Here is a 24,536-nt window from a genome sequence, read left to right as displayed (position 1 = left end):
CGTCGAGCGTGCAGACGGTCAGCGCCGCGCGGTCCCGATCGACATGCGGGCGACGAGCTCCGGTCCCTTTCGGACGACGTCGACCTCCGGTGCCGCGAAGCCGTGCGCTCGGAGGAGGTCCGGTGCGCTCCGCGTGAGGCGGCACCCGCCGGCGACCGCACCCCACGCCGGTTCGATCCGTTCCTGCCATCGAGCGATGGACGGACTCGGAGAGATGCCGTGTTCGACGAAATGCACCTGGCCGCCGGGGCGTAGCAGCCGGAACATCTCGGCGACCGCCGCGTCGACATCGGGGATCGTGCACAGCGTCCAGGTGCTCAGGACGCAGTCGACGGACGCCCCGGGCAGGTCGATCCGCGCGCCGTCGAGGCCGACGAATTCGACGGGAGCCGCGGACGACGCGATCGCCGGCGCAGCGAGTCGGCGTGCCCCGGGCGACGGTTCGACTGCGAGCGCGCGGGTGACTGTCGACGGGTAGAAGGGGACGTTGGGCCCGGTGCCGAAACCGACCTCGAGCACGTCGCCGTACAGGCCGTCGCAGACCCGTCGTCGCAGATCGTCGACGTGTCGACCCAGCGCGACGTCGATGATGCGAGGGAGGACGTGATCGTCGTAGAAGCCCACGCGGGAAGCGTAGGTCGCGCCCGAGTGCACGGTCGACGGGATCTACTGCACGCTGGGCGACTCTTGTCGGCACGCTCGGCGGCTGGTTTCGGCACGCTCGACGTTGTCGAGGCTAGGGGCGCGCGGCGAGGATCTGTTCGCGAAGGATGTCGGCGTGCCCGCAATGGTGGGCCAATTCGCGCAGGACATGGAGATGCGAATTCCACAGGGGATGCGGTCGGCGTCCGGTGACGATCGTGTCGAGCCCCATCGACGCGACGGCCAGCCGCGACTCGGCGCACACCGCGAGGAACCGCGATCGGATGCTCTCGACGGTGTCCTCGTCCGCCAGGATCCACGAGTCCTCGGCCGCCTCGGGCAGACCCATGTCGGCCCGCGATCGGCCGGTGATGTCCTGGTCGTACCAGACCTGCTGGGCGAACGTCACGTGCTTGAGTAGCCCCAGCAGCGTGGTTCTCGACGGCACCAGTGACCGCCGTGCCTCCTCCTCGGTCAGCCCGTCGAGGCTGGTCGCGAGGTGGTCGCGGTGCTCGTCGATGAGGTCGTCGATCCGTCGACGGACCGGGTGGCCGGGATCGCCGGGGTGGGTGGTCGCATTCTCCATGCGACCAGTACATCGCATCGCCCCCGCCGAGGTCGGCGGATTCCGCTCCGGCTGATCGCAACTCGAACGCGAAATTCGCTGCACGTCAGGGCATGTCCCCTCGCCCGCAGCTGTTCTCGTGGTCATGGGGCGCACCGCGCCCCGCCTAGTCTTCGTCTTCTACGCCACATCGTCGGCGCGTCAGGAGCCCGGTGATCCCGGGCAGGAGAGAGGACACAGACCATGGTCTGGAAGAAGGTTGCGGTGGCGCTCGTCGCCACGATCTCGGTGCTGGGCGGGGTCACCGCCTGCGGATCCGACTCGGACTCCGGCATCGTGAAGATCGGTGTCGCCGACGCCGCCGAGAGCTACTGGAACGTCTTCAAGAAGAAGGCGTCCGACGACGGGATCACCGTCGACCTGGTCAACTTCACCGACTACAACCAGCCCAACCCCGCGCTGGCCGAGGGTGAACTGCAGCTCAACGAGTTCCAGCACATGCTCTACCTCGCGACGTACAACCAGAAGAACAACCAGAAGCTCGTCCCGATCGGCGCCACCGCGGTCTATCCGCTGCCGCTGTACTCGACGAAGCACACCTCGGTGAGCCAGATCCCGCAGGGCGGCTCGGTCGTCATCCCGAACGATCCCACCAACCAGGCCCGTGGACTGCTCGTCCTGCAGCAGGCCGGCCTGATCTCACTCCGCAACGGCGGCAACGGCTTCTCGACCATCGCCGACATCGACAAGGGCAAGTCGAAGGTCACGGTCACCGCCGTGGACGCCGCCCAGACCGCGCAGAGCCTGGACTCGGTCGACGGCGCGATCGTCAACAACAACTACGCGACCTCGGCCAAGCTGGGCGAGGACAAGATCATCGCGAAGGACGACCCCAACAGCGACATCGCCAAGCCGTACATCAACGTCTTCGTCGCCCGTGAGCAGGACAAGGACAACGCCACCTACGCGAAGCTGGTCTCGATCTACCACGATCCCGAGGTCGAGGCGGCGGTCAAGAAGTCGTTGGGCGGCAACGGGGTCCTGAAGAACAACGATCCTGCCGAACTGCAGCAGCTCACCGTCGACCTGCAGAAGCAGGTCGCCGCCAACGGTGGCTGACCACCCGGGCGCCGCTGCGATCTCGTTCCGGGGCGCCACCCGCCGTTTCGGCGGGGGGCGTCGCCTGGGTCGGGCGGACACACCGGGGACCGCAGCGGTCGACGGTGTCGACCTCGACATCGCGGCGGGCACCATCACCGGCGTCATCGGCTACTCCGGTGCCGGCAAGAGCACCCTGGTGCGTCTCATCAACGGGCTCGAGCGACCCGACTCCGGCCAGGTCATCGTCGACGGCGAGGACATCAGCACCGCGGGCGAGCAGCAGCTGCGACGCGTGCGTCGGGAGATCGGCATGGTGTTCCAGCAGTTCCACCTGTTCTCCTCTCGCACGGTCGCGCGCAACGTCGAGTTCCCGCTGCGCATAGCCGGCGTCGCGAGAGACGAACGGGCGCGGCGGGTCACCGAGCTGCTCGAGTTCGTCGGAATCGCCGACAAGGCGAAGCAGTACCCGTGGCAGCTGTCCGGCGGGCAGAAGCAGCGGGTGGGGATCGCCCGGGCGCTGGCGACCTCGCCGAAGATCCTTCTCGCCGACGAGGCCACGAGCGCACTGGATCCCGACACCACCTCGGAGATCCTGTCGCTGCTGCGTCGGGTGAACCGCGAGCTGGGGACGACCATCGTGGTGATCACCCACGAGATGGACGTGATCCGCGAGATCTGTGACCGGGTCGCGGTTCTCGACGGTGGCAGGCTCATCGAGCAGGGCGACGTGTACGACGTGTTCGCGCACCCGCAGTCGGCGATCACCCGGCGACTCGTGCGCAGCGCGGTGGGCGACGTCCCGTCCGACGAGACCCTCGCCCGGCTGCGGGAACGACACACCGGGCGGTTCGTGACGGTCGCGATCCGGGACCAGGGCGTCGGCGGTGACACCGCGGTGGATGTCGCCGACCACTTCGCGAAGGCGGGTGTGCGGGCGTCGATCGTCTACGGCGGCATCGTCGAACTGGCCCGACGTCCGTTCGGCGCCTTCACCGTCGCGCTGCAGGGGAGCGACGCCGACATCGACTCCGCGGTGGCGGGTCTGCGTCAGGTCACCGAGGTCATCGAGCACACGAGAGTGGGTGGCTGATCATGATCCTCGGCGACATCATCACGCCGGAACTGCGTCCTGTGCTGTGGGACGCGGTCATCGAGACCTTCCAGCTCGTGGGGTTCACGCTCGTCATCGGCGGCGTGCTCGGGCTCGGCCTCGGTGCGTTGCTCTACGCCACGCGACCGACGAACCTGCTCGCGAGCCCCGTGGTCTACACGGTGCTCAACGTCGCGGTGAACATCGTGCGCCCCATCCCGTTCATCATCTTCATCACCGCGATGGCGCCGGTGACCCGCGAGGTGATGGGCACCCGGATCGGCACGCAGGCCGCGATCTTCCCGATGACGGTGATGGCCGTGTTCGTGATCGGTCGCGTGGTCGAACAGAATCTGGTGTCGGTCGACCCGGGCGTGGTGGAGGCGGCCCGCGCGATGGGGACGAGTCGCCTGCGCACGCTCGCAACGGTCGTCGTGCCCGAGGGTCTCGCGCCACTCATCCTCGGCTACACGTTCATCTTCGTCGCGATCGTCGACATGTCGGCCATGGCCGGGTACGTCGGCGGTGGCGGGCTCGGTGACTTCGCCCAGCAGTACGGGTACCAGCAGTTCGACGCCACGCTGACCGTCGTCGTCATCGCGATGCTCGTCGTGCTGGTGCAGCTGGGTCAGTGGCTGGGCAACACCCTGGCCCGTCGCGCTCTGCGTCGGTGACGGAGACCGACCCCGACGCCGGACAGACGCAGGCGGTGACGATGGACCGGGTCCACCGCCACCGCCGGCGTCGCGCGACTCAGTGGCGGGTGTGCCCGTTCGCGGAGTGATCGGGAACGCGGCGACGGTTGATCATCTCCCGCACCTGGTGCTCGAGTTCGTCGGTCGCGAGCGCGCCACCGGTTCCACTGCGGCCCAGGCCGTTCCCGCCGAGCATGGGGTCGCCGCCGAAGTCGGACTCGAGGTCGGCGACCGTGTAGTGCGACGGCCGGCTGCCGAGCTCGACGCGCTCAGGGGAATCACCACGGTCCGGTGTCTCGTCGACGTGCGCGTCGTCCCCGGCGGCTCCGTCCGCGGCACCGGTGTCGTCGGCGTCGTCCTCGATCGGCTCGGCGTTCTTGTCCAGACCGTGCGCGGTCAGGATCCGCTCGCGGTCGGCCATGCCCTTCTGCATCATCGCGCCCTGGGCCGCCGCCATCATCGTCGTCTTGCCGGCGAGGATGCGGTCGAACTCCTTGCTCTCACGCCACCGCTTGCCGACGAGCATCGTCACGATGCCGAGCACGGCGTAGCCGGCCATCAGCAGGAACGGCTGCCAATAGGGCTCGCCGACGCCGTAGAGGACGCGCTTGATCATCTCGGTGATCCCGTGCCCGACGACGAGCGGGTTCAGGTCGCCGAAGAGGCGCGGCACCATCCACACCGGGTAGGCCGCACCCGACGACGGGATCGACAGGAACACGAACATCGTCAGTGCGATCGCCGTGACGAAGCGGCCGAAGAAGTAGGCGAGGCCGTTGACGGCCAGCCCGATCGCAAGGATCCACAGGAACGAGATCCCCATCAACTGCCAGATGTGGGAGCTGTCGTAGACGCCGATCACGAGCGACGCGAGCAGGTTGGTGATCACCGACGCCACGAGGGCGCCGCCGGCGAGGATGCCGACGCGGGTCAGGTGACTCAACGGGTTGCCCATCATGCCGATGAACATGGCGACCATGTAGCCGCCGATGCACCACGAGAGCATCAGGTACATCGCGCCCATCCCGTAGGAGTCACCCGACGGCAGGGGAGCGATGTCGGTGATCTTCGGTGCGGTGCCGGCCTGGGTGAACGCCGTCGTGAAGGTCGACTTCATCAGCTGCGCCGCCTGGAACTGGTGGGCGCTGGCGATGGTGACCTCGGGCGCACCGGTGCGCGTGGTCGGGAACGTCACCGCCGCCGCGGCACTGCCGTCCCGCACGGCCTCGGTCGCCTCGGCCTGGTCCTGCACGAAGCGGAAGTCGAACATCCCCGGCGACGCCTGGCCGAAGCGGTCGGTGAACTGCGAGGCGGCGGGCGAGTTCACGACGGCCACCGGGGCGTCGTGGATCTTCGGCGAGTGGAAGGCCCCCAGGTAGCAGAAGCAGAACATGAACATGAAGAAGATCGGCAGCCACATCTGGAGGCCGATCATCTGCAGCGCCGGGGGCAGCTTGCTGTATTGAGCGCGCCACCGTGTGGTCAGCGAGGAGAGCATCGGGGGTCCCTTCGAGGTCGTCCAGGGCAAGTATCAGTGCATGCTACAACTATATGTAAACCCCAACTAATTCCCGACCAGCCGACCTCGCCGTCTGTCCAGGTCGGGCAGAGCGGGGAGGGCTCAGCCGGCGAGCGAGCCGCCGAAGATCTGCCAGGCGAGGAGTGACTTCGCGACGAGGCTGAGCACCAGGTAGGTCTTCTCGCCGAAGACGTAGCTGCGCCAGGGGCCGATCTCGCGGTACTGCAGCCACTGGTTGACGGCGAACGTCGAGAAGAAGATCAGCAGGGAGACGAACACCCCGACGACGAACCCGGGTACCCGGCTGCCCGCGCCGACGAAGTTCACGACGATGACGATCCAGGGGACGACGCCCGCGACGCAGCCGAACCAGAACGGCAGCATCGTCGTGTGGTCGCGGCCGGGCGGGTTGGCGCGTTCCTGCAGCCAGCCGAACAGGATCATCGCGACGTTCGCGCCGAACACCGCGATGACCGCGTCGATGTTCGTGACGCCGAAGTAGAAGGCGATGAGCACGATCATGATCGACGCGCTGACCGAGTACTCGATCCACCGGAACCGGTTGATCCCGCGGCGAAGGTCGCTCTCGTAGAGCCGCCGTCCGACCGTCGCGGTCGCGAGGTGGTCGATGGCGGCGAGCGCGAGGAACACCGCGATGGCCGCGCCGACCGAGACGTCGAACAGCTTCTCGGGCGCAGGCGGTGCGGTTCCCGGGGGGCCGACCGGGAACGTCGACGTGACGGTGATGGAGAAGCCGTTGGCGAGCACCAGGACGGCGATGGCCTGCGCGGCGTGCAGGACCGTCAGCCCGATGTTCCAGCGGCGCAGCCCGGCCAGGCGTTCGTCGGTGATCCCGCTCGCGATCGTGGTCATGTCGGCGACGCTATGCCCGCCCGGTCACCGGTACGGCACCCGCGCGACGATCGCCGGGTGATCGAGACCTGGGTCTCGCGGCGGTCACGACGCCCACGGTCCACAACCCACACCGACAGAGCCCGGCGCGTGCACATGGCACACGGCGGAGCTCATCGGTGTCGGTTGTGGCGGCTCAGAGCCCGAGGCGACGCCGGTGCTCGGCCACGTCCTCCCGGTACCGGGCGACGTTCGCCATCTTGATGTCCTCGTAACCACGCACCACGTCCGGCAGTGCCGCGAGCGCGGCGGCCGCGGGGAGTTGGTCCCGGCCGATGCGGCCGTCGGCGATCGCGGCGGTGACGGACGCCAGCAGCGACCGGTACTCGTCGACGAGCGCGCGTTCCGTGCGACGGATCTCGGTGCGACCGAACGGGTCCAGGGCGGTGCCGCGCAGTCGCTTGAAGCGCGCCAATCCGTGGAGGGCCTTCTGCGTCGTCGGCCCGAGCGCGATCTTGCGTCGCATCCCCATCGCCCGCAGGGCCGGCGGATGCAGTCGGACCGCCACCTGCGCATCGGCTCCGAACGTCTCGGCGACCTCGCGCGCGAACGCGTCGTCGGCGGACAGTCGGGCCACCTCGTACTCGTCCTTGTAGGCCATCAACTTGTACAGGCCGCGCGCCGCTGCGTCGGTGACGACGGTCGACCCGAGCTGCCGTTCGGCGACGAACAGGTCGTGGACGTCGTCGACGAACTGCCGCGCGTACCTCGCACTCTGGTAGTCGACGAGGTCGTCGATCCGCAGCAGCAAGCCGGACCGCAGTTCGTCGTCGACGTCACCGAATCGCGTGACGAGATCCCGCGCGAATGCCGACGGCTCGGTTGCCGGCACCGCCGGTCGTAACGCGTCGGCGGCGGCCGTGACGGCGTCGGGATCGGCGACGAGCTGCCGTCCGCGTCGGAAAGCCTGGACGTTCGCGTCGACGGCGACGCCGTTCACGCCGATCGCCCGCTCGATCGCGGTGTCCGAGATCGGCAGAGCCCCGGTCTGATACGCGACACCGACCATCAGCATGTTGGCGAACTGCTCGTCGCCGAACAGGGCCGTGGCGGTGGCAGCCGGGTCGACGAAGACGGCGCGGGCGGCGTGCTCGGTGACGCGGTCGACGATGCTCGAGCGCGCCGGGAACCCGACGGCGGTGTCGATCACCATGGCGCCGGTGGGGATCTCGCTCGTCGAGACCACCGCGACGGTGAGCTCGGGGGCGGCCACGCGGATGTTCACCGGGTCCACACCGACGAGGGGGTCGCACGCGAGGTACAGGTCGCAGTCGCCCGTCGCGACCTTGGCGGCCTCGTCGACGTGGGGCCGCGTCGACAGCTTGAGGTCGCCGACGACGGCACCGCCCTTCTGCGCCAGGCCTGTCATGTCGACGGTTCGGGCGTGCAGACCGTCCAGCGACGCCGCGGTCGCGAGCACCTGGCTGACGGTGACGACGCCCGTGCCGCCGATCCCGGTGGTGCGCATACGGAATCCGTGGTCGGCCAGCCGCGACGGGACGTGGGGCGGCGGGGAGATCGCATCGGCACCGATGTCGGCGACACGTCGACGGCTGACGCCGGTGCCCGGGGTCACGGTGACGAACGACGGGCAGTCACCCTCGAGACACGACATGTCGAGATTGCACGAGCTCTGGTCGATCCGTGTCTTGCGACCGAACTCGGTCTGCACGGGATGCACCGACAGACAGTTGCTCTTCTGCCCGCAGTCGCCGCATCCCTCACAGATGCGTTCGTTGATCATCACGCGCGTCGTCGGCGTCGGGGTGGTGCCGCGCTTGCGCCCGCGGCGCTTCTCGGCGGCACAGTGCTGGTCGTGGACGAGCACGGTGACACCGTCGACGGCGGCTAGTTCGGTCTGCACCGTGAGCATGTCGTCGCGGTGGCGGACGGAGACGCCGGGTGCGAGGCCGAGCGCGCGGGTGCGGTCGGGGTCGTCGGAGGTGACGACGACGCGGGACACGCCCTCCGCCTGCAGCAGTCGGGTCAGTGGGGCGAGTCCCTGCCCGCCGACGGCGTCCTGCCCACCGGTCATGGCGACGGTCCCGTTGTAGAGCAGCTTGTAGGTGATGCGCTCACCCGACGCGACCGCCGCACGCAGCGCCAGCGACCCGGAGTGCATGAAGGTGCCGTCGCCGACGTTCTGCACGAAGTGTTGTTCGCCGACGAACGGGGCGATGCCGAGCCACTGCGCGCCCTCGCCGCCCATCTGGGTGACGCCGGTGACGTCGCCGACCTGCCCGGGATCCATCAGCAGGACCATGGCATGACAGCCGATCCCGGCACCGACGAGCGTGTCGGGGGTGACCTTCGTCGAGCTGTTGTGCGGGCATCCCGAGCAGAAATAGGGCGTGCGCACCGCGAGCGGCAGCTCGATGCGGGTGCGGCGACGGCTCTGCCGGTCGAGCCAGTCGAGTGCGGCCGGGATGTGGTGAACCCGCGCGAGACGGTTCGCGAGACCGCGGGTGACGGCGTCGATGTCGAGTTCACCGAAGCGGGAGAACAATGTCGCGCCCTGCTCGTCGGTCTTGCCGACGATCGACGCGAGGCCGCCGGCGCGGGCGCGGTCGAAGAGGATGTCGCGCATCATGGTCTCGATGAAATCGCGCTTCTCCTCGACCACGATGATCTCGTCGAGACCGGTCACGAACTCGTCGAGGATCGAGCGTTCGAAGGGGTAGACCATCCCGAGCTTGAGGATGCGGATGCCGAGGCGGCCGAGCTCGTCGTCACCGATGCCGATGAGCCGCAACGCCTCCCGCACGTCGAGGTAGGTCTTCCCGGCCGCGACGATGCCGATGCGGTCGTCGGCGGTGCGCGTCACGATCCGGTTCAGCCGGTTGAGGCGGGCGTACTCCTCCGCGCGTGGCTTGCGGATGGTCAGCTGGTTCTGCTCGAGCTCCATCAACTCTGCACCGAGCAGACGTCCGCTCGGGATGTGCGGGCTGTCGCCGAGGCCGCCGAGGTCGGGCACGATCCGGTCGGGGGAGACCTCGGCGGTCGATGCGCCGTCGGCGACGTGGGCGCAGATCTTCATCGATGTCCACAGGCCGGACACCCGCGACATCAGCGCTGCGTGCACACCGAAGTCGAGGATGTCCTGGGAGTCGGCGGGATAGAGCACCGGCATGTAGAGGTCGGCCAGGGCCATCTCCGAGGCGCACGGCACCGTCGAGCTCTTGGCGCCGGGATCGTCGCCGACGAGGGCGACCGCACCGCCGCGGTGGTGGGTGCCGATGAGGTTGGCGTGTCGCAGGGCGTCGGAGGCGCGGTCGAGTCCCGGGGCCTTGCCGTACCAGTAGCCGACGACGCCGTCGCGGGTGCTGCCGTCCTCGCGCGGTGCGAGCTGGGCGACACGCGCGGCGATCTGCGATCCCATCACGGAGGTGGCGGCGAGCTCCTCGTTGAGGGCAGGGCGGTGGACGACGTCGAGCGGGGCCAGCAGGGAACGGCGACGGGCGAGCTCGAGATCGAGTCCGGCCAGGGGTGACCCCTCGTATCCCGACACGAACGACGACGTGTGGAGCCCGCTCCGGCGATCGATGTGGGCGCGGTCCCCGATCATGCGCACCAGCGCCTGGATGCCCGTCAGATAGACGGTTCCGGACGAGCGTGTGTAGCGCTCCTCGAGGGAGTACCGGGGGCTGCTGTCCCGCCCGGGGGTGCCGCCGTCGGACGGCCTGTGGTCTGAGGTGAGGGTCATGGGATCTCCTGGCCTGCTCATATGTGTCCGGGTGCGCCCGGGGGTGGTGGGCGCCGACCGGAGGGTTGTGTGTCGGTGACCACACCGTATGTCGCGAGGTGACCGGTGTCACGATCTCCCGCCCGGCATGATGACGCCGTGACCCAGCACACGACCGCCTACGAGCGATTCGTCGCATCCCTCCCGGACACCGCCGACGTCGCCCGCGGTGACGCCCTCCAGCCCGACCCGGTGGGCGACTACGCCCGGGTCTGGCAGTGGAGCGTCGATCACCCGGCGGAGTTCTGGCGCGCGCTGTGGGTCTTCACCGGGATGCAGAGCCGGGCCGGGGAGACCATCACCGCCACCACACCTCTCGAGCAGGTCCTCGCCTCCGACGCGATGCCCGGCGCGGTCTGGTTCCCCGGGGTCGAGCTGAACTACGTCGACAGGGTGCTCGCGGCCTCGGCCACGGCGGACGGTGAGTCGCCCGCGATCGTCGGCGTCGACGAGAGCGGCGGTCGCACGGTGATCACCTGGGCGGAGTTGCCCGGTCGGATCGGCGCCCTCGCGCAGTGGCTGCGGACATCGGGCGTCCGTCGCGGCGACGTCGTCGCGGCCTACCTGCCCGACGTGGCCGAGGCGATGGTGGCGTTCCTGGCGACCGCCTCGATCGGTGCGGTGTGGTCCGGGTGCGGGGCCGACTACGCGCCCGAGGGTGCCGCCGCCCGGCTGGGCCAGTTGCGCCCGACCGTCCTGATCATCGCCGACGGCTACACCTACGCCGGGAAGTGGATCGACAAGCGCGCCGACGCGCAGGCGCTCGCCGACGCGATCGACACCGTCACCACCGTCGGTGTGATCACGCTCGGCGACACCGAGGACGAGTCGTGGACGCTCGGCGGCCTCGAGACGGCAGACCTGCACGCGGTGATGGCGCAGGCCGTCGATCCCGTCGTCGAGGCGGTCGGCTTCGACCACCCCCTGTGGGTGCTGTTCAGCTCGGGCACCACCGGTCGGCCCAAGGGGATCGTGCACGGTCACGGTGGTGTGGTGCTGGAGCACCTCAAGGTCATCGCGCTGCACTCCGACCTCGACGCGGGGGACGTCTTCTTCTGGCACACGGCACTGAGCTGGATGATGTGGAACTACCGGGTCGCCGGATTGCTCTGCGGCGCGACAGTGGTCTGTTACAGCGGTTCGCCCCTTTTTCCCGACGCCGACCGGCTGTGGTCGGTGGTGGCCGACGAGGGGGTCGCCTACTTCGGCACCAGCCCCGGTCAGATCCAGGCGTCGCGCAAGGCCGGGCTCCGACCCGGCGAGCGCCACGACCTGTCCCGCCTGCGCACGGTGGGCAGCACCGGCTCGACACTCGCCGCCGATCTGTTCGAGTGGATCCCCGACGCCGTCGGCGCATCGGTCGCGGTCTCGTCGGTGAGCGGCGGCACCGACGTCGTCACCGCGTTCGCGGGCGGCACCGTCGGTGTGCCGGTGGTCCCCGGCGAGCTGTCCGTGCGCTACCTCGGCGTCGCACTGCACAGCTGGTCGCCCGACCGGCGCGAACTCGTCGACGAGGTAGGGGAGATGGTGGTCACCGCACCGATGCCGTCGATGCCCGTGGGTTTCTGGGACGACGAGGACGGGTCCCGCTACCGCGCCGCCTACTTCGACCACGACTGGGAGGGCGAGCCCGACGACACCCCCGTGTGGCGCCACGGCGACTGGGTGACCGTCACCGCCCGCGGATCGGTGGTCATCCACGGCCGCAGCGACGCCACCCTCAACCGCCACGGGATCCGGATGGGATCGGCCGACATCTACGAGGTGGTGGAGTCGATCCCGGAGGTCGCCGAGGCGTTCGTCCTCGGCGTCGACGGCCCCGACGGGGCCTACTGGATGCCGCTGTTCGTCACGCTGGTACCCGCCGACGACGGCGGACCCCGCGACCTCGACGACGCACTCCGGGACCGGATCCGCGGCGACATCCGACGGCGGCTCTCGCCGCGGCACGTCCCCGACGAGATCCTGCTCGCGCCCGGGATCCCGCACACCCGGACCGGGAAGAAGCTCGAGGTGCCGGTCACCGGCATCCTCGCCGGGCGGGCCGACGTCGCCCTCGACCCGCGTTCCGTCGACGATCCCGATCTGCTCGATTTCTATCGCGAGACGGGGGCCTCACACCGCTGGTGACCTGCGATCATGCACGTCTGTACGGCGGCGAACAGGGGGTGTGACACCTGACCGGTACGTTAGCGTGGCAGAACGTCCGGGCGCCGGCGCGAGTCGGCGGCCCGACCATCCGATCTCGGTGAGGAGAGTGCAGTGACGTATCCATCCGGTGGGGGCACCGACGACAACCCCGGAACGACGCCGTCGCAGCCCGGCGGCCAACAGCGTCCCGAGGACCAGGCCGGTCAGTCCGGGTGGGGCCAGCAGACCCCCGGCCAGTCCTACGGTGGGCAGTCCCAGGCGGGTCAGTCCCCGGCGGGCCAGTCCCCGACGGGACAGAGCCCGTACGGCTCCGGGCAGACCTACGGCGCCGGCCAGTCCTACGGTGCCCAGTCCCCGACGGGACAGTCCCCGGCAGGTCAGGGCTACGGCCAGGGCTACGGCCAGACCGGTGGCTACGCCCAGCAGGGTGGATACACCGGCGGCTACGGCGGGCAGGCCGCGACCGGCCAGCCCGGCGGGTACGGCCAGCAGGGATACGGACAGGGTCAGCAGGGATACGGCACCCAGCCCGGCTACACCGGCCAGCAGGGCTACGGATCACAGCAGGGCTACGGCTCGCAGCCGGGCTACGCCGGGCAGACGGGCTCGCCCTACGGTCAGAGCGGCTACGGCCAGCAGGGTGCATACGGCCAGCAGGGCTATGGGCAGCAGAGTGGTTACGGCCAGCAGGGCTATGGGCAGCAGGGTTACGGCCAGGGCTATGGCCAGCAGCCCGCGACCCCGCCCAAGCCGAAGCGCGCTCCCGGGCTCCCGGCCGAGATCGGCCGCTACCTCGTCTACCTGATCGGTGTGCTCGGCATCGTCAACCTGTTCCTCGGGTTCACCACCGCGGTGCAGTTCGCCGACGGCACCGACTCCTCGAGCACGCTGTTCCAGTCGGTCGTCGGGTTCCCGCTGATCGCCCTCGCGGCGGCCGGTGTGCTCGCGCTGACCACGCTGCTGCCGAAGCTCACCGGCACGGTGAGCCCGATCGTCGCCTCGCTGGCGATCGTCGGTGCCCTGGTGACGCTGTTCCAGCTGATCACGCTGCCCGACGTCGTCGACGCGTCCGTCGGGTTCATCCTGCTGCTGGTGTTCGGTCTGCTCGAGGCGATCGCGGCCATCGTCTGGCTCCTGGTCGACGGCGGGATCCTCAAGACCGCCGCGGCCGGCTCGTCGAGCACCGGTGGCGACAGCGGCACCGGGTCCACCCCGACCGGCCAGACCCCGACCACCACGCAGTCGCCGTCCACCGCGCAGACGCAGGCCTACAGCTACGGCGGCGCGACCGGCACCGCGACGGGCACCGCCGACGCCGGTGCCTACGGCTCCGAGAGCGGCTCGTCCGCGGCGGGGTCGTCGAGCGCACCCACCTCGCAGCCCACGGTCGGTCTCGGCAAGCCCGAGGGCGGATCGGGGTCGTCGACCTCCGGCTCGTCGGCGTCGGGCTCGCAGACCGGCGGTTCGCCGAGCGCGGGGTCGTCGGGCCTCGGCGGCGGCATCCCCGGAGCGCCGACCGCGGGGTCGCAGGGCACGACGCCCCCCGCGTCGCCGTACGGCGACCGGACCCAGTCGTTCCCGGAGCAGACCTCGGGCTCCTGATCGGCAGCCGACGCGGGTCCGTACCCGCGTCGGCGCGCCTGCCACCGACGCCGGTGGGGTGATGCGACCCTGAGGGGCGATGGTCACCTCCACCGGCGCCGGTCTGTCCACCCGTCTACGGGAACTGCGACGCGCGCAGCGACTCTCGTCTGCGCGCGCGGCCGGTTCGACCCGGGAACTGGTCGTCGTCGCGTTCGCCGTGGGCGCTGTCGTCCTCATCGGCATCGCCGTGCTCGTCGCGCTCACCCTCCTGACGTCCGACGGGGGGATGACCGGCTACACCGCCGCCATCGGGTCGGTGTGGCTCGCAGCCCACCAGGTGCCGGTCACGGTCAGCGAGATCACCGTCGGGGTGCTGCCGCTGCTGCCGACGATCGGCATCGTCGCCGCCGTCGCCCGGGTGACGTCCCGAGCCGCCGGCCGCCGATCCCGCTCCGACGCGGCCGCCGTCGTGCTGGCCGCTGTCGCCGGCCCCCTCGTCCTCACCGTCATCGCGCTCGCGTTGGTCATGGACGGTTCCACCGTCGTGACCGTCGGCATCCCCAACGTCGCGGTCGCCCTCGGCGCTACCGCGTTGGTGCACGGGCTCGGTGCCGGCATCGGCCTGCTGCTCAGCCGTCGAGGCGACCCGACCGCCCCCGCCCTGCGCGAGGTGATCGGCGCCGCGCCCTGGGCCCCCATCGCGCTGCGCAGCGCCGCGCGCGGTCTGCTCGCCCTGCTGGCCGCGGGTGCCGTCGTCGTGGTCGGACGGTTGCTGTGGTCGTGGGGGACCGTCGGCGACATCCTCGAGACGGGACACGGTGTCGTCGGCTACATCGGTCTGACGGTGCTGTCGGTGCTGTACCTGCCCAACGTGGTCATCGGTGCCGCGGCGCTGCTCGTCGGGGCCGACGTGCACGTGGGCCCCGCCGGCGGCGACCTGTTCGCCGCCCACGCCGGATCGATGCCGCCTCTGCCGATACTCGCGGTGACCCCCACCGCGGTCGCCGTCTTCGCACCGCTGCTCCTGGCCCTCACCGCTGTCGCGGCCGTGGTCACCACCGTCCGCACGCCGTACCTCGGGCTCGCCCACGGCGTCCGCGTCGCTGCCGCGACCGGAGGCCTGATGGCGGTCGCCATGGTGGTGCTCACGTGGCTGGCGGGTGGCGCGTTGGGCGAGGCCGGCTCCGTCGGCGCCACGGTGCCCGCCGCGGGGCTGTTCGCGTTCGGCTGGTGGTTCGTCGTCGGTGTGGTCGTGACCCTCGCCCGCGCGGCGTCGCCCTCGACCCGGCGGGCGCGGCTCCTCGGTCCCACCCACGACCTCGACGAGCTCGACGACCTGGACGACCTCGACCCCGCGACCGACGCGGTGGATCCCCACGACGGGTCCGATGACGACGACGCACCACGGTCGGCACCCCCCGTCGACAGCCCGCAGATCGCCGCCGACGACTCCCCGACGCTCGACATCGACCCCGACGACCTGCCGCAACGTGCTCCGGCTTCGCTGGTGTTCGGTGACCATGACATCGAGGACGCACCCCGTCGCTGAGTCGGCCCGTCGGCGTCACCCGCCGCGATCCCCGCGGGGGCGGGCGGTTTAGGCTCCTCCTGTCCGTCTGCAGCCCGCCGCGAGGAGTCCGTCCTGAACGCCACGACGCCCGTCGACGCGGCACCGGTCGTGGTGTTGGCCTCGGGGACCGGGACGTTGCTGACGGCCCTCCTCACCGCTGCGCAGTCGCCGGACTACCCGGCCCGGGTCGTCGCGGTCGTCGTCGACCGTGAGTGCCCCGCCGAGGCGATCGCCGCCCGGTTCGACGTCCCCGTCGTGCGGTGCGCCGTCGCCGATCACGCCGATCGCGCCGCCTGGGATGTCGCGCTGACCGAGGTGGTCGGCGAGCACGCACCGGCGCTGGTGGTCACGGCCGGGTTCATGAAGATCCTCGGCCCGTCGTTCCTCGCGCGGTTCGGCGGCGCCATCCTCAACAGCCACCCCGCGCTGCTGCCGTCGTTCCCCGGCGCGCACGCCGTCCCCGACGCGCTCGCGCATGGCGTCAGGGTGACCGGCGCGACCATCCACCTCGTGGACGACGGCGTCGACACCGGGCCGATCCTCATGCAGGCACCGGTGATGATCGACGACACCGACGACGAGGTGTCCCTGCACGACCGCATCAAGAGCGTCGAACACGTCCTGCTCGTCCAGGCCGTCGCCGCATTTGTGACCAGAGGCGTTACCTGCCACGGACGAAAGGCCCGTTTCTCGTGACCGACGACTCCCGCATCCCGCTGCGTCGCGCATTGGTGAGCGTGTACGACAAGACCGGACTCGCCGACCTCGCGGCCGCGCTGAACGCGGCGGGCGTGGAACTGGTGTCCACCGGTTCGACGGCGAAGACGATTGCCGCCGAGGGGATCCCGGTGACCGAGGTGTCCGAGGTGACCGGCTTCCCGGAGTGCCTCGACGGCCGCGTCAAGACGCTGCACCCGCGGGTGCATGCAGGCATCCTCGCCGACCGGCGCAAGGAATCCCACCGCACCCAACTCGACGACCTCGGCGTCGCCCCCTTCGACCTCGTCGTCGTGAACCTCTACCCGTTCACCGACACCGTCGCGTCCGGCGCCGGCTTCGACGAGTGCGTGGAGCAGATCGACATCGGCGGTCCGTCGATGGTGCGCGCGGCCGCGAAGAACCACCCGTCGGTGGCCGTCGTCGTCGACCCCGCCGACTACGGCCGCGTCGGTACGGCGGTCGCCGACGGGGGATTCGACCTCGCCGCACGGACCGCGTTGGCCGCGAAGGCGTTCGCGCACACCGCCGCCTACGACGTCGCCGTCGCCGGGTGGCTGTCGGAGCAGCTCGCCCAGGACGAGGCGCCGGCGTTCCTCGGACGGACGTGGGAACTGGGCTCGACCCTGCGCTACGGGGAGAACCCCCACCAGGCCGCGTCGGTGTACCGCGACCCGTCGGCCGCCGACGGCGGGGGTCTCGCCCGCGCCGAGCAACTGCACGGCAAGGAGATGAGCTACAACAACTACACCGACGCCGACGCCGCATGGCGCGCCGCGCACGACTTCGACGGCCCCGCCGTCGCGATCATCAAGCACGCCAACCCGTGTGGGATCGCCGTCGCCGACGACGTCGCGACCGCCCACCGCAAGGCGCACGAGTGTGACCCGGTCAGCGCCTACGGCGGCGTCATCGCCACCAACACCACCGTCAGCGTCGCGATGGCCGAGCAGGTCGCCGAGATCTTCACCGAGGTCATCGTCGCCCCCGGGTTCGACGACGGCGCACTCGGTGTGTTGACCCGCAAGAAGAACATCCGCATCCTGCAGGCCGACCCGCCGCAGCGTGCCGGCAAGGAACTCCGGCCGATCTCCGGCGGGATCCTCGTGCAGCAGCGCGACATCCTGGACGCCGAGGGCGACGACCCGGCCACCTGGACGCTGGCCACCGGTGACGCCGCCGACGAGGCCACGCTCGCCGATCTCCGCTTCGCGTGGATCGCGTGCCGCTCGGTCAAGTCCAACGCCATCCTCCTCGCCGCCGACGGCGCGTCGGTGGGAGTCGGTATGGGACAGGTCAACCGGGTCGACTCCGCGGACCTCGCGGTCCGCCGGGCCGGGGACCGTGCGGCGGGCAGCGTCGCCGCATCGGACGCGTTCTTCCCGTTCCCCGACGGTCTGCAGGTCCTCACCGCCGCGGGCGTGCGGGCCATCGTGCAGCCGGGCGGGTCCATCCGCGACGCCGAGGTGATCGAGGCTGCGGCCGACGCCGGGATCACGCTCTACCTCACCGGATCCCGCCACTTCGCCCACTGATCTGCTCCCACCGCCCACCAGACGGTCCCCGCCGCCCAACAGACGGTCCCCGCCGCCCAACAGACGGGGTGACGTCGTTCGTCGGGCGGCAGGAACCGTTCGTTGGGCGGCAGGAACCGTTTGTTGGGCGGCCGGAGCGGGTCAGCGCGGGGTGCGCAGGTCGTAGACCGTGTACTGACCGATCCGGTGGCCGGTGTAGTGCTTCTCCACCCAGGACTGGATCTGGCCCGTCACCGACGAGGAGTCGAGGCGTCGCAACAACTGTGACGCCTGCGCCGACTGTCCTCGACCGCTGCCGCCGGTGCCCGTGGCGATGTAGTACCCGATGTCACCGTCGGCGACGTACTTCTCGAACTGCGGCAGTGTCGGCGCCGGGTCGCTGCCGGTGAAGCCACCGATTGCCATGATCGGGGTGCGCGTGGACAACTCGAGTCCCGCAGCCGTCGACGACCGGCTGATCGCCGCCGCCCAGCGGGTGTGGGTGCTCTGCAGCGTCCGTGTCAGCTCGCTGGGCGCCGAGGTGGTCCCGCCGAAGAACGCCGCGAAGCCGCCGGTGTCCTTCGCGGAGTGTGCGCGTGCCTCGGTGCTGGGGTCGGCGGACGGTGAGCCGCCGGTGTGCGCTGTCGCCACCACCTCCGCGGAGTACGCGGCCGGGGCTGCGAGTCCCGCCAGGCCGACCACGACGGCCAAACCGCCGAGCGCGAGACCCACACGTCCGCCGCGGAGGCCGGGAAGCGTCTGGCCCACGTCACCGGATCGGCGTGCACCGGTGAGCCCGACCCCCAGGATCGCCACCACGGCGACGATTGTCAGCACGAGCACCGTCCACGCCAACCACGACTGCCACTGCGGATCGCGTCGCATGAGGACGAACGACCACCCGCCTGCGGCCGCGATGATCGCCGCGCCGCCGACGACACCGAGCACCGATCGGCGTCCGCGCAGGCATTCCGCGACACCGAGTCCGACGACGGCGGCGATCGGCGGCGCGATGGCCATCGAGTAGTAGGGGTGCGGATTGCTCTTCATGTACGACAACACGATCCCGTCGACGAGCAACCAGGCGCCGAACAGCAGCAGACCGGCCCGCGCCGGGTCGGTGCGCGGAGCGCGACCCCGCAGCACGAGCCCCACCACCAGGGCGACGAGAGCGGCGGGCAGCAGCCACGAGATCTCCACGCCGAACTCACCGTCGAACAACCGCGTGATGCCCGGGCCCGCCGAGAACATGCCCCCGCCGCGGTGGGCGCCGGCGCCGGAGTGCTGGAACTCGCGGATAAACTGCTGTGCTGCCGGCGAGTCGATGATCGCCCGCTGCGCACCGGCCCCGGCGTGCTCCTTGCCCTCGATCCGCTCGAGGCCGTTGTACCCCAGCACGAGGTTCATGAAGGAGTTGTCGGTCGAGCCGGCGATGTACGGCCGCGACGACGCCGGCCACGCGATGGTGACGAGGACGTACCACCCGGCCGATACGACCATCGCCACCGTCGCCACCAGCAGGTGGACGATGCGGCGCCGCACCGTGGTCGGCGCCGCGACGAGGTAGACAAGCCCGAGCGCCGGCAGCACCATCAGGCCCTCGAGCATCTTGGCGAGGAAGGCGAACCCGACCGCAACCCCCGCGAGCGCGAGCCACCGCATCGACGCCGTGCCGGTGGCGCGCACGGTGCAGTAGGCCGCTGCCGTCATCAGCAGGACCATCGCCGCGTCGGGGTTGTCGAAGCGGAACATCATCACCGCGACGGGGGTGAGCGCCATGGCGGTGCCCGCGACGAGGCCGGCACCGCGCCCGGCGAGCCTCGTCACCGCCGCGTAGACCAGCGCGACGGTGGCGACACCCATGAGCGCCTCGGGGATCAGCAGCGACGCGCTCGAGTAGCCGAAGATGTGCGTCGAGAGGCCCATGACCCACTGGGACACGGGCGGCTTGTCGACGGTGATGAAGTTCGACGGGTCGAGCGAACCGAAGAAGAGTGCCTTCCAGCTCCGCGATCCCGCCCACGCCGAGCCTGCATAGAACGTGTTGGCGGAGCCGTTGACGGTGATGTCCCACAGGTAGAACACCGCGGTGCCGACGAGCAGGACGGCCAGCGCCACCCGATCACGAGGGCGTGCCGGGGGGACCGCCGAGGGAACGACAGCGGTGTCTGTGGGTGCCGGATGGACAGGCGCACTGGTGGTCACGTCCGACAACACTCATCGGTGTCGCTGACGGGGCGGTGCCGGGTCGCTGTGAACACCCTGGGAACGTCCCCGACGTTCCCGGCGATCGGGACAATCGACGCGCGCGCGTCAGCAACCCGTCGCGTAACAGATCCTCCCGGCGACGCCGGCCGTGGTCACCGACAGCAGTCGGGTGGGGGTGTCGTCACCGACAGCGACCACCGTGGCACCGCCCAGCGGGCCCAGGCGGACCTCGCCGGAGTCCTGCGGCGGATACAGGTCGGCGACGCCGACGGCGGTGCCGTTCGCGGCTATGCGGTGGACCGTGCCGTCGGCGGAGCCTGTCACGGTGGTCGCGCCGAGCGCGACGGTCGACGTGACCGCGGCCGACCCCACCGGGATCCGCGGACCCAGCGCACCGCCCGACGAGACCTCCCAGCGGCTCACGCCCCCGGTGGCGTCCCCGACGAGGACGACGGGCCGCAGGGCGGTCTCCTGGCCCGATCCGGGTTCTCCGCGACCCTGTGCGAGGCCGTATCCGAGGGACGTGACCCTCGTGCCGGCGGCAATCCGACCCGAGACGGGTGCCGCTCCGGTGTCCGACAGCGTCCAGCGCAGGACCCCGTCGGATCCACCGACGGCGATCTGTCCGCCGTCGGCGGAGAACGACGCGGCGGTGACCGCCGTCCCGGTACGCAGGTCGGCGATGTCCACGAGGCCGCGCGACGTCACCGACCACACACCGACACCCGCGCCGCCCTGCCGCGACATCGCCAGCGAGTCCGAGCTGGGCGAGAAGGCGAGGACGTCGACGGGTCCGGTGCCCAGCGAGACCGGGGCTCCCACGGCGATCGGGGTGGCGAACGAGCGGGTGTCCCAGAGTTGCGCGCGGTGCGCGGCGTCGACGGTCATCATCCAGAGTCCGTCGGGCGCCATGGCCGCACCGTCGAAATGGTCAGGCGCGTCGATCATCCCGGCCACCACCGGCGCGTCGGGGTCACGCACGTCGACCACCTGCACGGGTCCGCCTGCGTGGGCGACCGCGCACATCGCACGAACGGCCGAACACGACGGCGCGACGGCGAGCCCGAAGCCGCCGGGAACGATCCCTGCGGGCAACGACCACACCCGGGCGCCACCGGGGCCGGCGCTGACCAGGGAGCGCTCACCGGTGAACCGGGCGGCAGCCACGCCGTCGGGGCTGCGGAGCGGCGCGATGAGAGGGCGGGGCGCGGACGGCCGTGCGGGGTCGACGATGTCGGTGACGCCGGCGCCGGTGACGGCCAGGAGTGGGGCGGGACGCCCGGGTCCGGTCGGGGAGAACGACAGGCCGTCGACGCGACCCCGGACGGAGGTGACGTCGGCGTCGGGGCCCGTGGCGAGTCCGTCGGTGCCGATCGGGACGACGCCGACGTGACCGTCGGAGTCGGCGACGGCCACCGAGCCGGCCGTCGCGGCCAGTGCGGTCACGGCGCCGGTGCGACGCGGCAGGGACCCGACGACGTCGCCGCCGCGGGGATCGACCACGGTGACGCCGCCGGAGGCGTCACCGACGACGACCCCGGACGGTGTGGTGGCCACTGCGGTGGGTGTCGAGACCAGCGGGATCGTCGAGGACACAACCGGTTTCGCCGGATCGCCGACGTCGACGATCCTCACGCGCCCGGAGGCGCCGACGCCGTCGGCGACCGCGATCTGCGGACGTCCGGGAAGTGCGACCGCGGCGACAGCACGCCCGCCGGTAATGGCCGGAACCGCGGCGACCGGGATGAGGGCGGAGCCGGAGGACATGCGCCACAGGCGTATCGACCCGGTGTCGTCGACGACGAGCACGACGCCGCCCGCGGTGACGGCGACCGTCTGGGCCCCGGCGGCGACACCGGCGTCGGTGCCGGGACCGACAGAACCCTCGCGGTCGACGACGGCCAGCGACCCGTCGGCTGCGACGACGACCGACTGCCCGTCGGCTCCGACGACGACCGACTGCCCGTCGGTTCCGGCCGGTGCCGTGGCGACGGCGCGTGTCGGCCCGGTGCCCAGCGCGCGGCCCAGCGGCAGTGTCTGTGTCGCGAGGACCGCCTGCTCGGCGCGGGGGTCGTTCGGATCGGCCGCGTATGCCGCACGGGCGGCGTCGGCGGACGCGGACGGGTCGGACGTGGCGTCGGCGGCGGACGTCGCGATCAGCGCAGCGAGTCGCGACTGGGTCCGGGCGTCCTGCGAGTGCACCAATGACACGGCGACCACCACGGCAGACACCAGGGACACGACCGCGATGACGACAAGTGCACCCAGCGCGACGCGACGACGGGATCGACGCAGCGACAACCGTTCCCGTGATCGCTGCAGGAACGTCGTCGCGTCCACGCCGAGGTCGTCGAAGAGCTCGACGGCGTCGTCGGCGCGGCGGAGTGCGCTCGAGTCGTAGAGATCGTCGCGCTGTCGCCCGTTCTGCGCCCAGCGGGCGGCATCGGCGACGACGCGGTCACGAATCGGCGCCTGCAGGTGTCGGTCCGCGAGCCAGTCCGCGAGGCGGGGCCAGGCGGTCGTCAGTGCGACGTGGGCGATCTCGACGCGCCCGTCGGACACGCGGATGAGGTGGGCATCGATCAGCCGGGCGACGACGCGGTCGAGGTGGGGGCGTGCGAGACGCCGCAGCAACACCGTCATGTCGCGGGCGGTGGCGTCGCCGTCGGCCGCGGCGAGCAGAACGATGCGCGCGGTCTCCCTGTCGCCGTCCGTCATCCGGATCCACACCCGGTCCGCGGAGGCCGCGGTGATCTCCGCTATGGGATCCGAGGCGCGGTAGGCCTCCACCGTCAGGGGTTCGTCGCTGTCGGCGACGCGGGTGTGCCACAGGTGATCCAGCATCACCTGCAGAGCGATGAGCGGCGGTGTCCGCGGGCCGACACCGGGGAGGTCCGCGGCGATCGCCTCGCCGAGACCGGCCTGCGTGCGTACCCCGGCGACGCGGGCCGGCAGATCGACCGTCTCGACGATCTCGGCCGTCGTCATCGGCAGCAGGACGACCGATCGCAGGTCCAGCGCGGGCACCAGTGTCGCCTCGCCCAGCGCGTCGGCGGCGAACTCGGCCCGCAGGCCCACGACGACGGCGAAACGCTCGTCGGCGGCCAGCGCGTCGAGGAGTTGCAGGGCCAGTCGGCGTTCGCGCGCCGCGCACCATCGGAAGAGGTCCTCGAGGTGGTCGACCACGATCAGGCAGGCGCCGTGGCGTCCGCCGGTGACACCGACGGTGTCGGACGCGGCGATGCTGTCGGCGACGGTCGCGACGTCGTCCAGCGCACCGCGCTCGACGCCGAACGCCTCGGCCAGTGCGGCCAGTGGCGCCTCACCCGGTCGGAGCAGCACCGTCGACGCGTCCACCGTCGACGTCCGCGTCCGCAGTCCCGTCGCACGGACCTCGGGGATCAGACCGGCACGCAGCAGGGAGGTCTTGCCCGATCCACAGGGCCCCACCAGGACGACGACGCCCTCGCCGGCGATAACCCGCAGGTGCAGACGCCGTCGCAGGTCAGTGCGTCCGTCGAACACCGCCGCGTCGGTCTCGGTGAACGGTGTCAGCGGTCGGAACGGACTCCTGCCCGCCCCGGACCCCACCGCGTCGGACCCTGTGCCGGCCGCATCGTCGGCGGGTGATGAGTGCGTGGACTGGCCGGCCGCGTCGACACGCGGACGGGCACGCAGATCTGCGTACACGAGGCCCCCCTGGCCGGTTCCCGGGCGGTGCGACCGCGCCGGGACCCTGTGATGTTTCGCGGCGCGCATCCCCACGCACGCCGCCTTCCCCGGCGCCGATTGTCACCCGAACCGATCGCCGTTGTCCACCGCGTGCCCTGTCCCGGGCACCCGCGCTGACCTGGAGAATCGGTAGCTCAACTCACGGCCGGGCACCACGTGGACCCGGTGAGGACCACCATGGGTCACATGCATGTTCGCGACACCACGGCTGCCGGGTCTCTGACGGTGCGATCGGGAAGGGCGTGGACCGCACTCGATGGGCAGCAGCTGCGGTGTGTGACCTGGGCGGCGGGTGCGGTGTTCCTGGCAGCGACCGCGGGGATGGCCCGGTTCGAGATGACCATGGCCGGCACCGGTGGTCCGGGGATCATCGCGTTCGAGTTGGCCGGGTCCGGCGAGCGGGCGACGGCGATTCTCGACCGATGGGGTGACGAGGGCTGCGCGGCAGCCCGACGGTCGATCGCCTGGGACTTCGGCTACATGACGAGCTATGGGGCGGTGCTCGTCCTGCTCACCGAGGACGCCCGACGACGGATCACGGCAAACCGGTGGGCCACGATGATCCGACGGGTCGGGCCATGGGTGTGCGGGCTGGCCGTCGCGGCCGACGCGGTCGAAGGCGTCAGTCTGACAACGATCTTGGCCGGCCACCCGGACCGTGACACACCGGCCCGGCGTGCTCGGCGGGCGGCTCTGACGAAATTCGCCGCGATCGGGGTTGTTCTCGTGACGTGGACCTCGGCGCGGGTTCTCTCACGGGGAATGGGCCAGTCGACCGCCACGTTGTCCTGAGT

The 24,536-nt window shown here is 70.9% G+C and carries 16 protein-coding genes; 9 read left to right on the top strand and 7 right to left on the bottom strand.

Going from position 1 to position 24,536, the window contains the following annotated elements; genetic code table 11:
• Nucleotides 1-18: 18 nt before the first annotated feature.
• Nucleotides 19-624, bottom strand: coding sequence for a class I SAM-dependent methyltransferase (locus LX14_RS01615; protein WP_253645539.1), 606 nt, complete (start codon nt 622-624; stop codon nt 19-21).
• 112 nt (nt 625-736) lie between these two features.
• Nucleotides 737-1,228, bottom strand: a complete 492-nt coding sequence (locus LX14_RS01610) for a DinB family protein (RefSeq protein ID WP_253645538.1) — start codon at nt 1,226-1,228, stop codon at nt 737-739.
• A gap of 222 nt (nt 1,229-1,450) precedes the next feature.
• On the opposite strand from LX14_RS01610, the gene LX14_RS01605 reads away from it, so the two are divergent.
• The 3 genes from LX14_RS01605 to LX14_RS01595 are packed head-to-tail and all read left to right on the top strand — an operon-like array spanning nt 1,451 to nt 4,072.
• The gene (locus LX14_RS01605) at nt 1,451-2,326 is read left to right on the top strand and encodes a MetQ/NlpA family ABC transporter substrate-binding protein (protein ID WP_253645537.1); all 876 of its coding nucleotides are present in this window, start codon (nt 1,451-1,453) and stop codon (nt 2,324-2,326) included.
• Nucleotides 2,319-3,398, top strand: coding sequence for a methionine ABC transporter ATP-binding protein (locus LX14_RS01600; protein ID WP_372505232.1), 1,080 nt, complete (start codon nt 2,319-2,321; stop codon nt 3,396-3,398). The genes LX14_RS01605 and LX14_RS01600 overlap by 8 nt, the downstream gene beginning before the upstream one ends.
• A 2-nt stretch (nt 3,399-3,400) precedes the next feature.
• Nucleotides 3,401-4,072 (top strand): methionine ABC transporter permease, encoded by a 672-nt coding sequence (locus tag LX14_RS01595; protein ID WP_253645536.1) that lies wholly within the window; start codon nt 3,401-3,403, stop codon nt 4,070-4,072.
• A gap of 79 nt (nt 4,073-4,151) precedes the next feature.
• On the opposite strand, the gene LX14_RS01590 is transcribed toward LX14_RS01595, so the two are convergent.
• The 3 genes from LX14_RS01590 to LX14_RS01580 form a co-directional block, all read right to left on the bottom strand.
• Complete coding sequence (locus LX14_RS01590) at nt 4,152-5,591, bottom strand: ABC transporter permease (protein ID WP_253645535.1); 1,440 nt, start codon at nt 5,589-5,591, stop codon at nt 4,152-4,154.
• Between the two features lie 123 nt (nt 5,592-5,714).
• Nucleotides 5,715-6,485, bottom strand: coding sequence for a heliorhodopsin HeR (gene heR / locus LX14_RS01585; protein ID WP_253645534.1), 771 nt, complete (start codon nt 6,483-6,485; stop codon nt 5,715-5,717).
• A 175-nt stretch (nt 6,486-6,660) separates the two neighbouring features.
• Nucleotides 6,661-10,227, bottom strand: a complete 3,567-nt coding sequence (locus tag LX14_RS01580; RefSeq protein ID WP_253645533.1) for an indolepyruvate ferredoxin oxidoreductase family protein — start codon at nt 10,225-10,227, stop codon at nt 6,661-6,663.
• A gap of 138 nt (nt 10,228-10,365) precedes the next feature.
• On the opposite strand from LX14_RS01580, the gene LX14_RS01575 reads away from it, so the two are divergent.
• From LX14_RS01575 to purH, 5 genes are all read left to right on the top strand, one after another.
• Nucleotides 10,366-12,396 carry an acetoacetate--CoA ligase gene (locus LX14_RS01575; RefSeq protein ID WP_372505231.1) on the top strand — a complete coding sequence of 677 codons (2,031 nt, stop codon included), beginning with the start codon at nt 10,366-10,368 and terminating at the stop codon, nt 12,394-12,396.
• 132 nt (nt 12,397-12,528) lie between these two features.
• Nucleotides 12,529-14,019 carry a DUF5336 domain-containing protein gene (locus tag LX14_RS20825; RefSeq protein ID WP_253645532.1) on the top strand — a complete coding sequence of 497 codons (1,491 nt, stop codon included), beginning with the start codon at nt 12,529-12,531 and terminating at the stop codon, nt 14,017-14,019.
• Between the two features lie 79 nt (nt 14,020-14,098).
• A complete protein-coding gene (locus LX14_RS01565) occupies nt 14,099-15,550 on the top strand; it encodes a cell division protein PerM (protein WP_253645531.1) in 1,452 nt (483 codons plus the stop codon).
• 93 nt (nt 15,551-15,643) lie between these two features.
• The gene (purN, locus tag LX14_RS01560; protein WP_253647845.1) at nt 15,644-16,267 is read left to right on the top strand and encodes a phosphoribosylglycinamide formyltransferase; all 624 of its coding nucleotides are present in this window, start codon (nt 15,644-15,646) and stop codon (nt 16,265-16,267) included.
• Nucleotides 16,264-17,823, top strand: a complete 1,560-nt coding sequence (gene purH, locus LX14_RS01555; RefSeq protein ID WP_253645530.1) for a bifunctional phosphoribosylaminoimidazolecarboxamide formyltransferase/IMP cyclohydrolase — start codon at nt 16,264-16,266, stop codon at nt 17,821-17,823. The genes purN and purH overlap by 4 nt, the downstream gene beginning before the upstream one ends.
• Nucleotides 17,824-17,964: 141 nt before the next feature.
• Here the strand turns inward: purH and LX14_RS01550 are convergent, their stop codons facing one another.
• Nucleotides 17,965-19,920 (bottom strand): ArnT family glycosyltransferase, encoded by a 1,956-nt coding sequence (locus LX14_RS01550; RefSeq protein WP_308214059.1) that lies wholly within the window; start codon nt 19,918-19,920, stop codon nt 17,965-17,967.
• A 195-nt stretch (nt 19,921-20,115) separates the two neighbouring features.
• Nucleotides 20,116-23,700, bottom strand: a complete 3,585-nt coding sequence (locus tag LX14_RS01545) for a WD40 repeat domain-containing protein (protein WP_253645528.1) — start codon at nt 23,698-23,700, stop codon at nt 20,116-20,118.
• A gap of 228 nt (nt 23,701-23,928) precedes the next feature.
• On the opposite strand from LX14_RS01545, the gene LX14_RS01540 reads away from it, so the two are divergent.
• Nucleotides 23,929-24,534, top strand: coding sequence for a hypothetical protein (locus LX14_RS01540; protein ID WP_253645527.1), 606 nt, complete (start codon nt 23,929-23,931; stop codon nt 24,532-24,534).
• The last annotated feature ends 2 nt before the right edge of the window (nt 24,535-24,536 follow it).

It is taken from the genome of Williamsia deligens (assembly GCF_024171765.1).
GTDB lineage: Bacteria > Actinomycetota > Actinomycetes > Mycobacteriales > Mycobacteriaceae > Williamsia_A > Williamsia_A deligens.
Note: the sequence above shows the minus strand (reverse complement) of the source record. Positions and strands in the feature narration are given on the sequence as shown.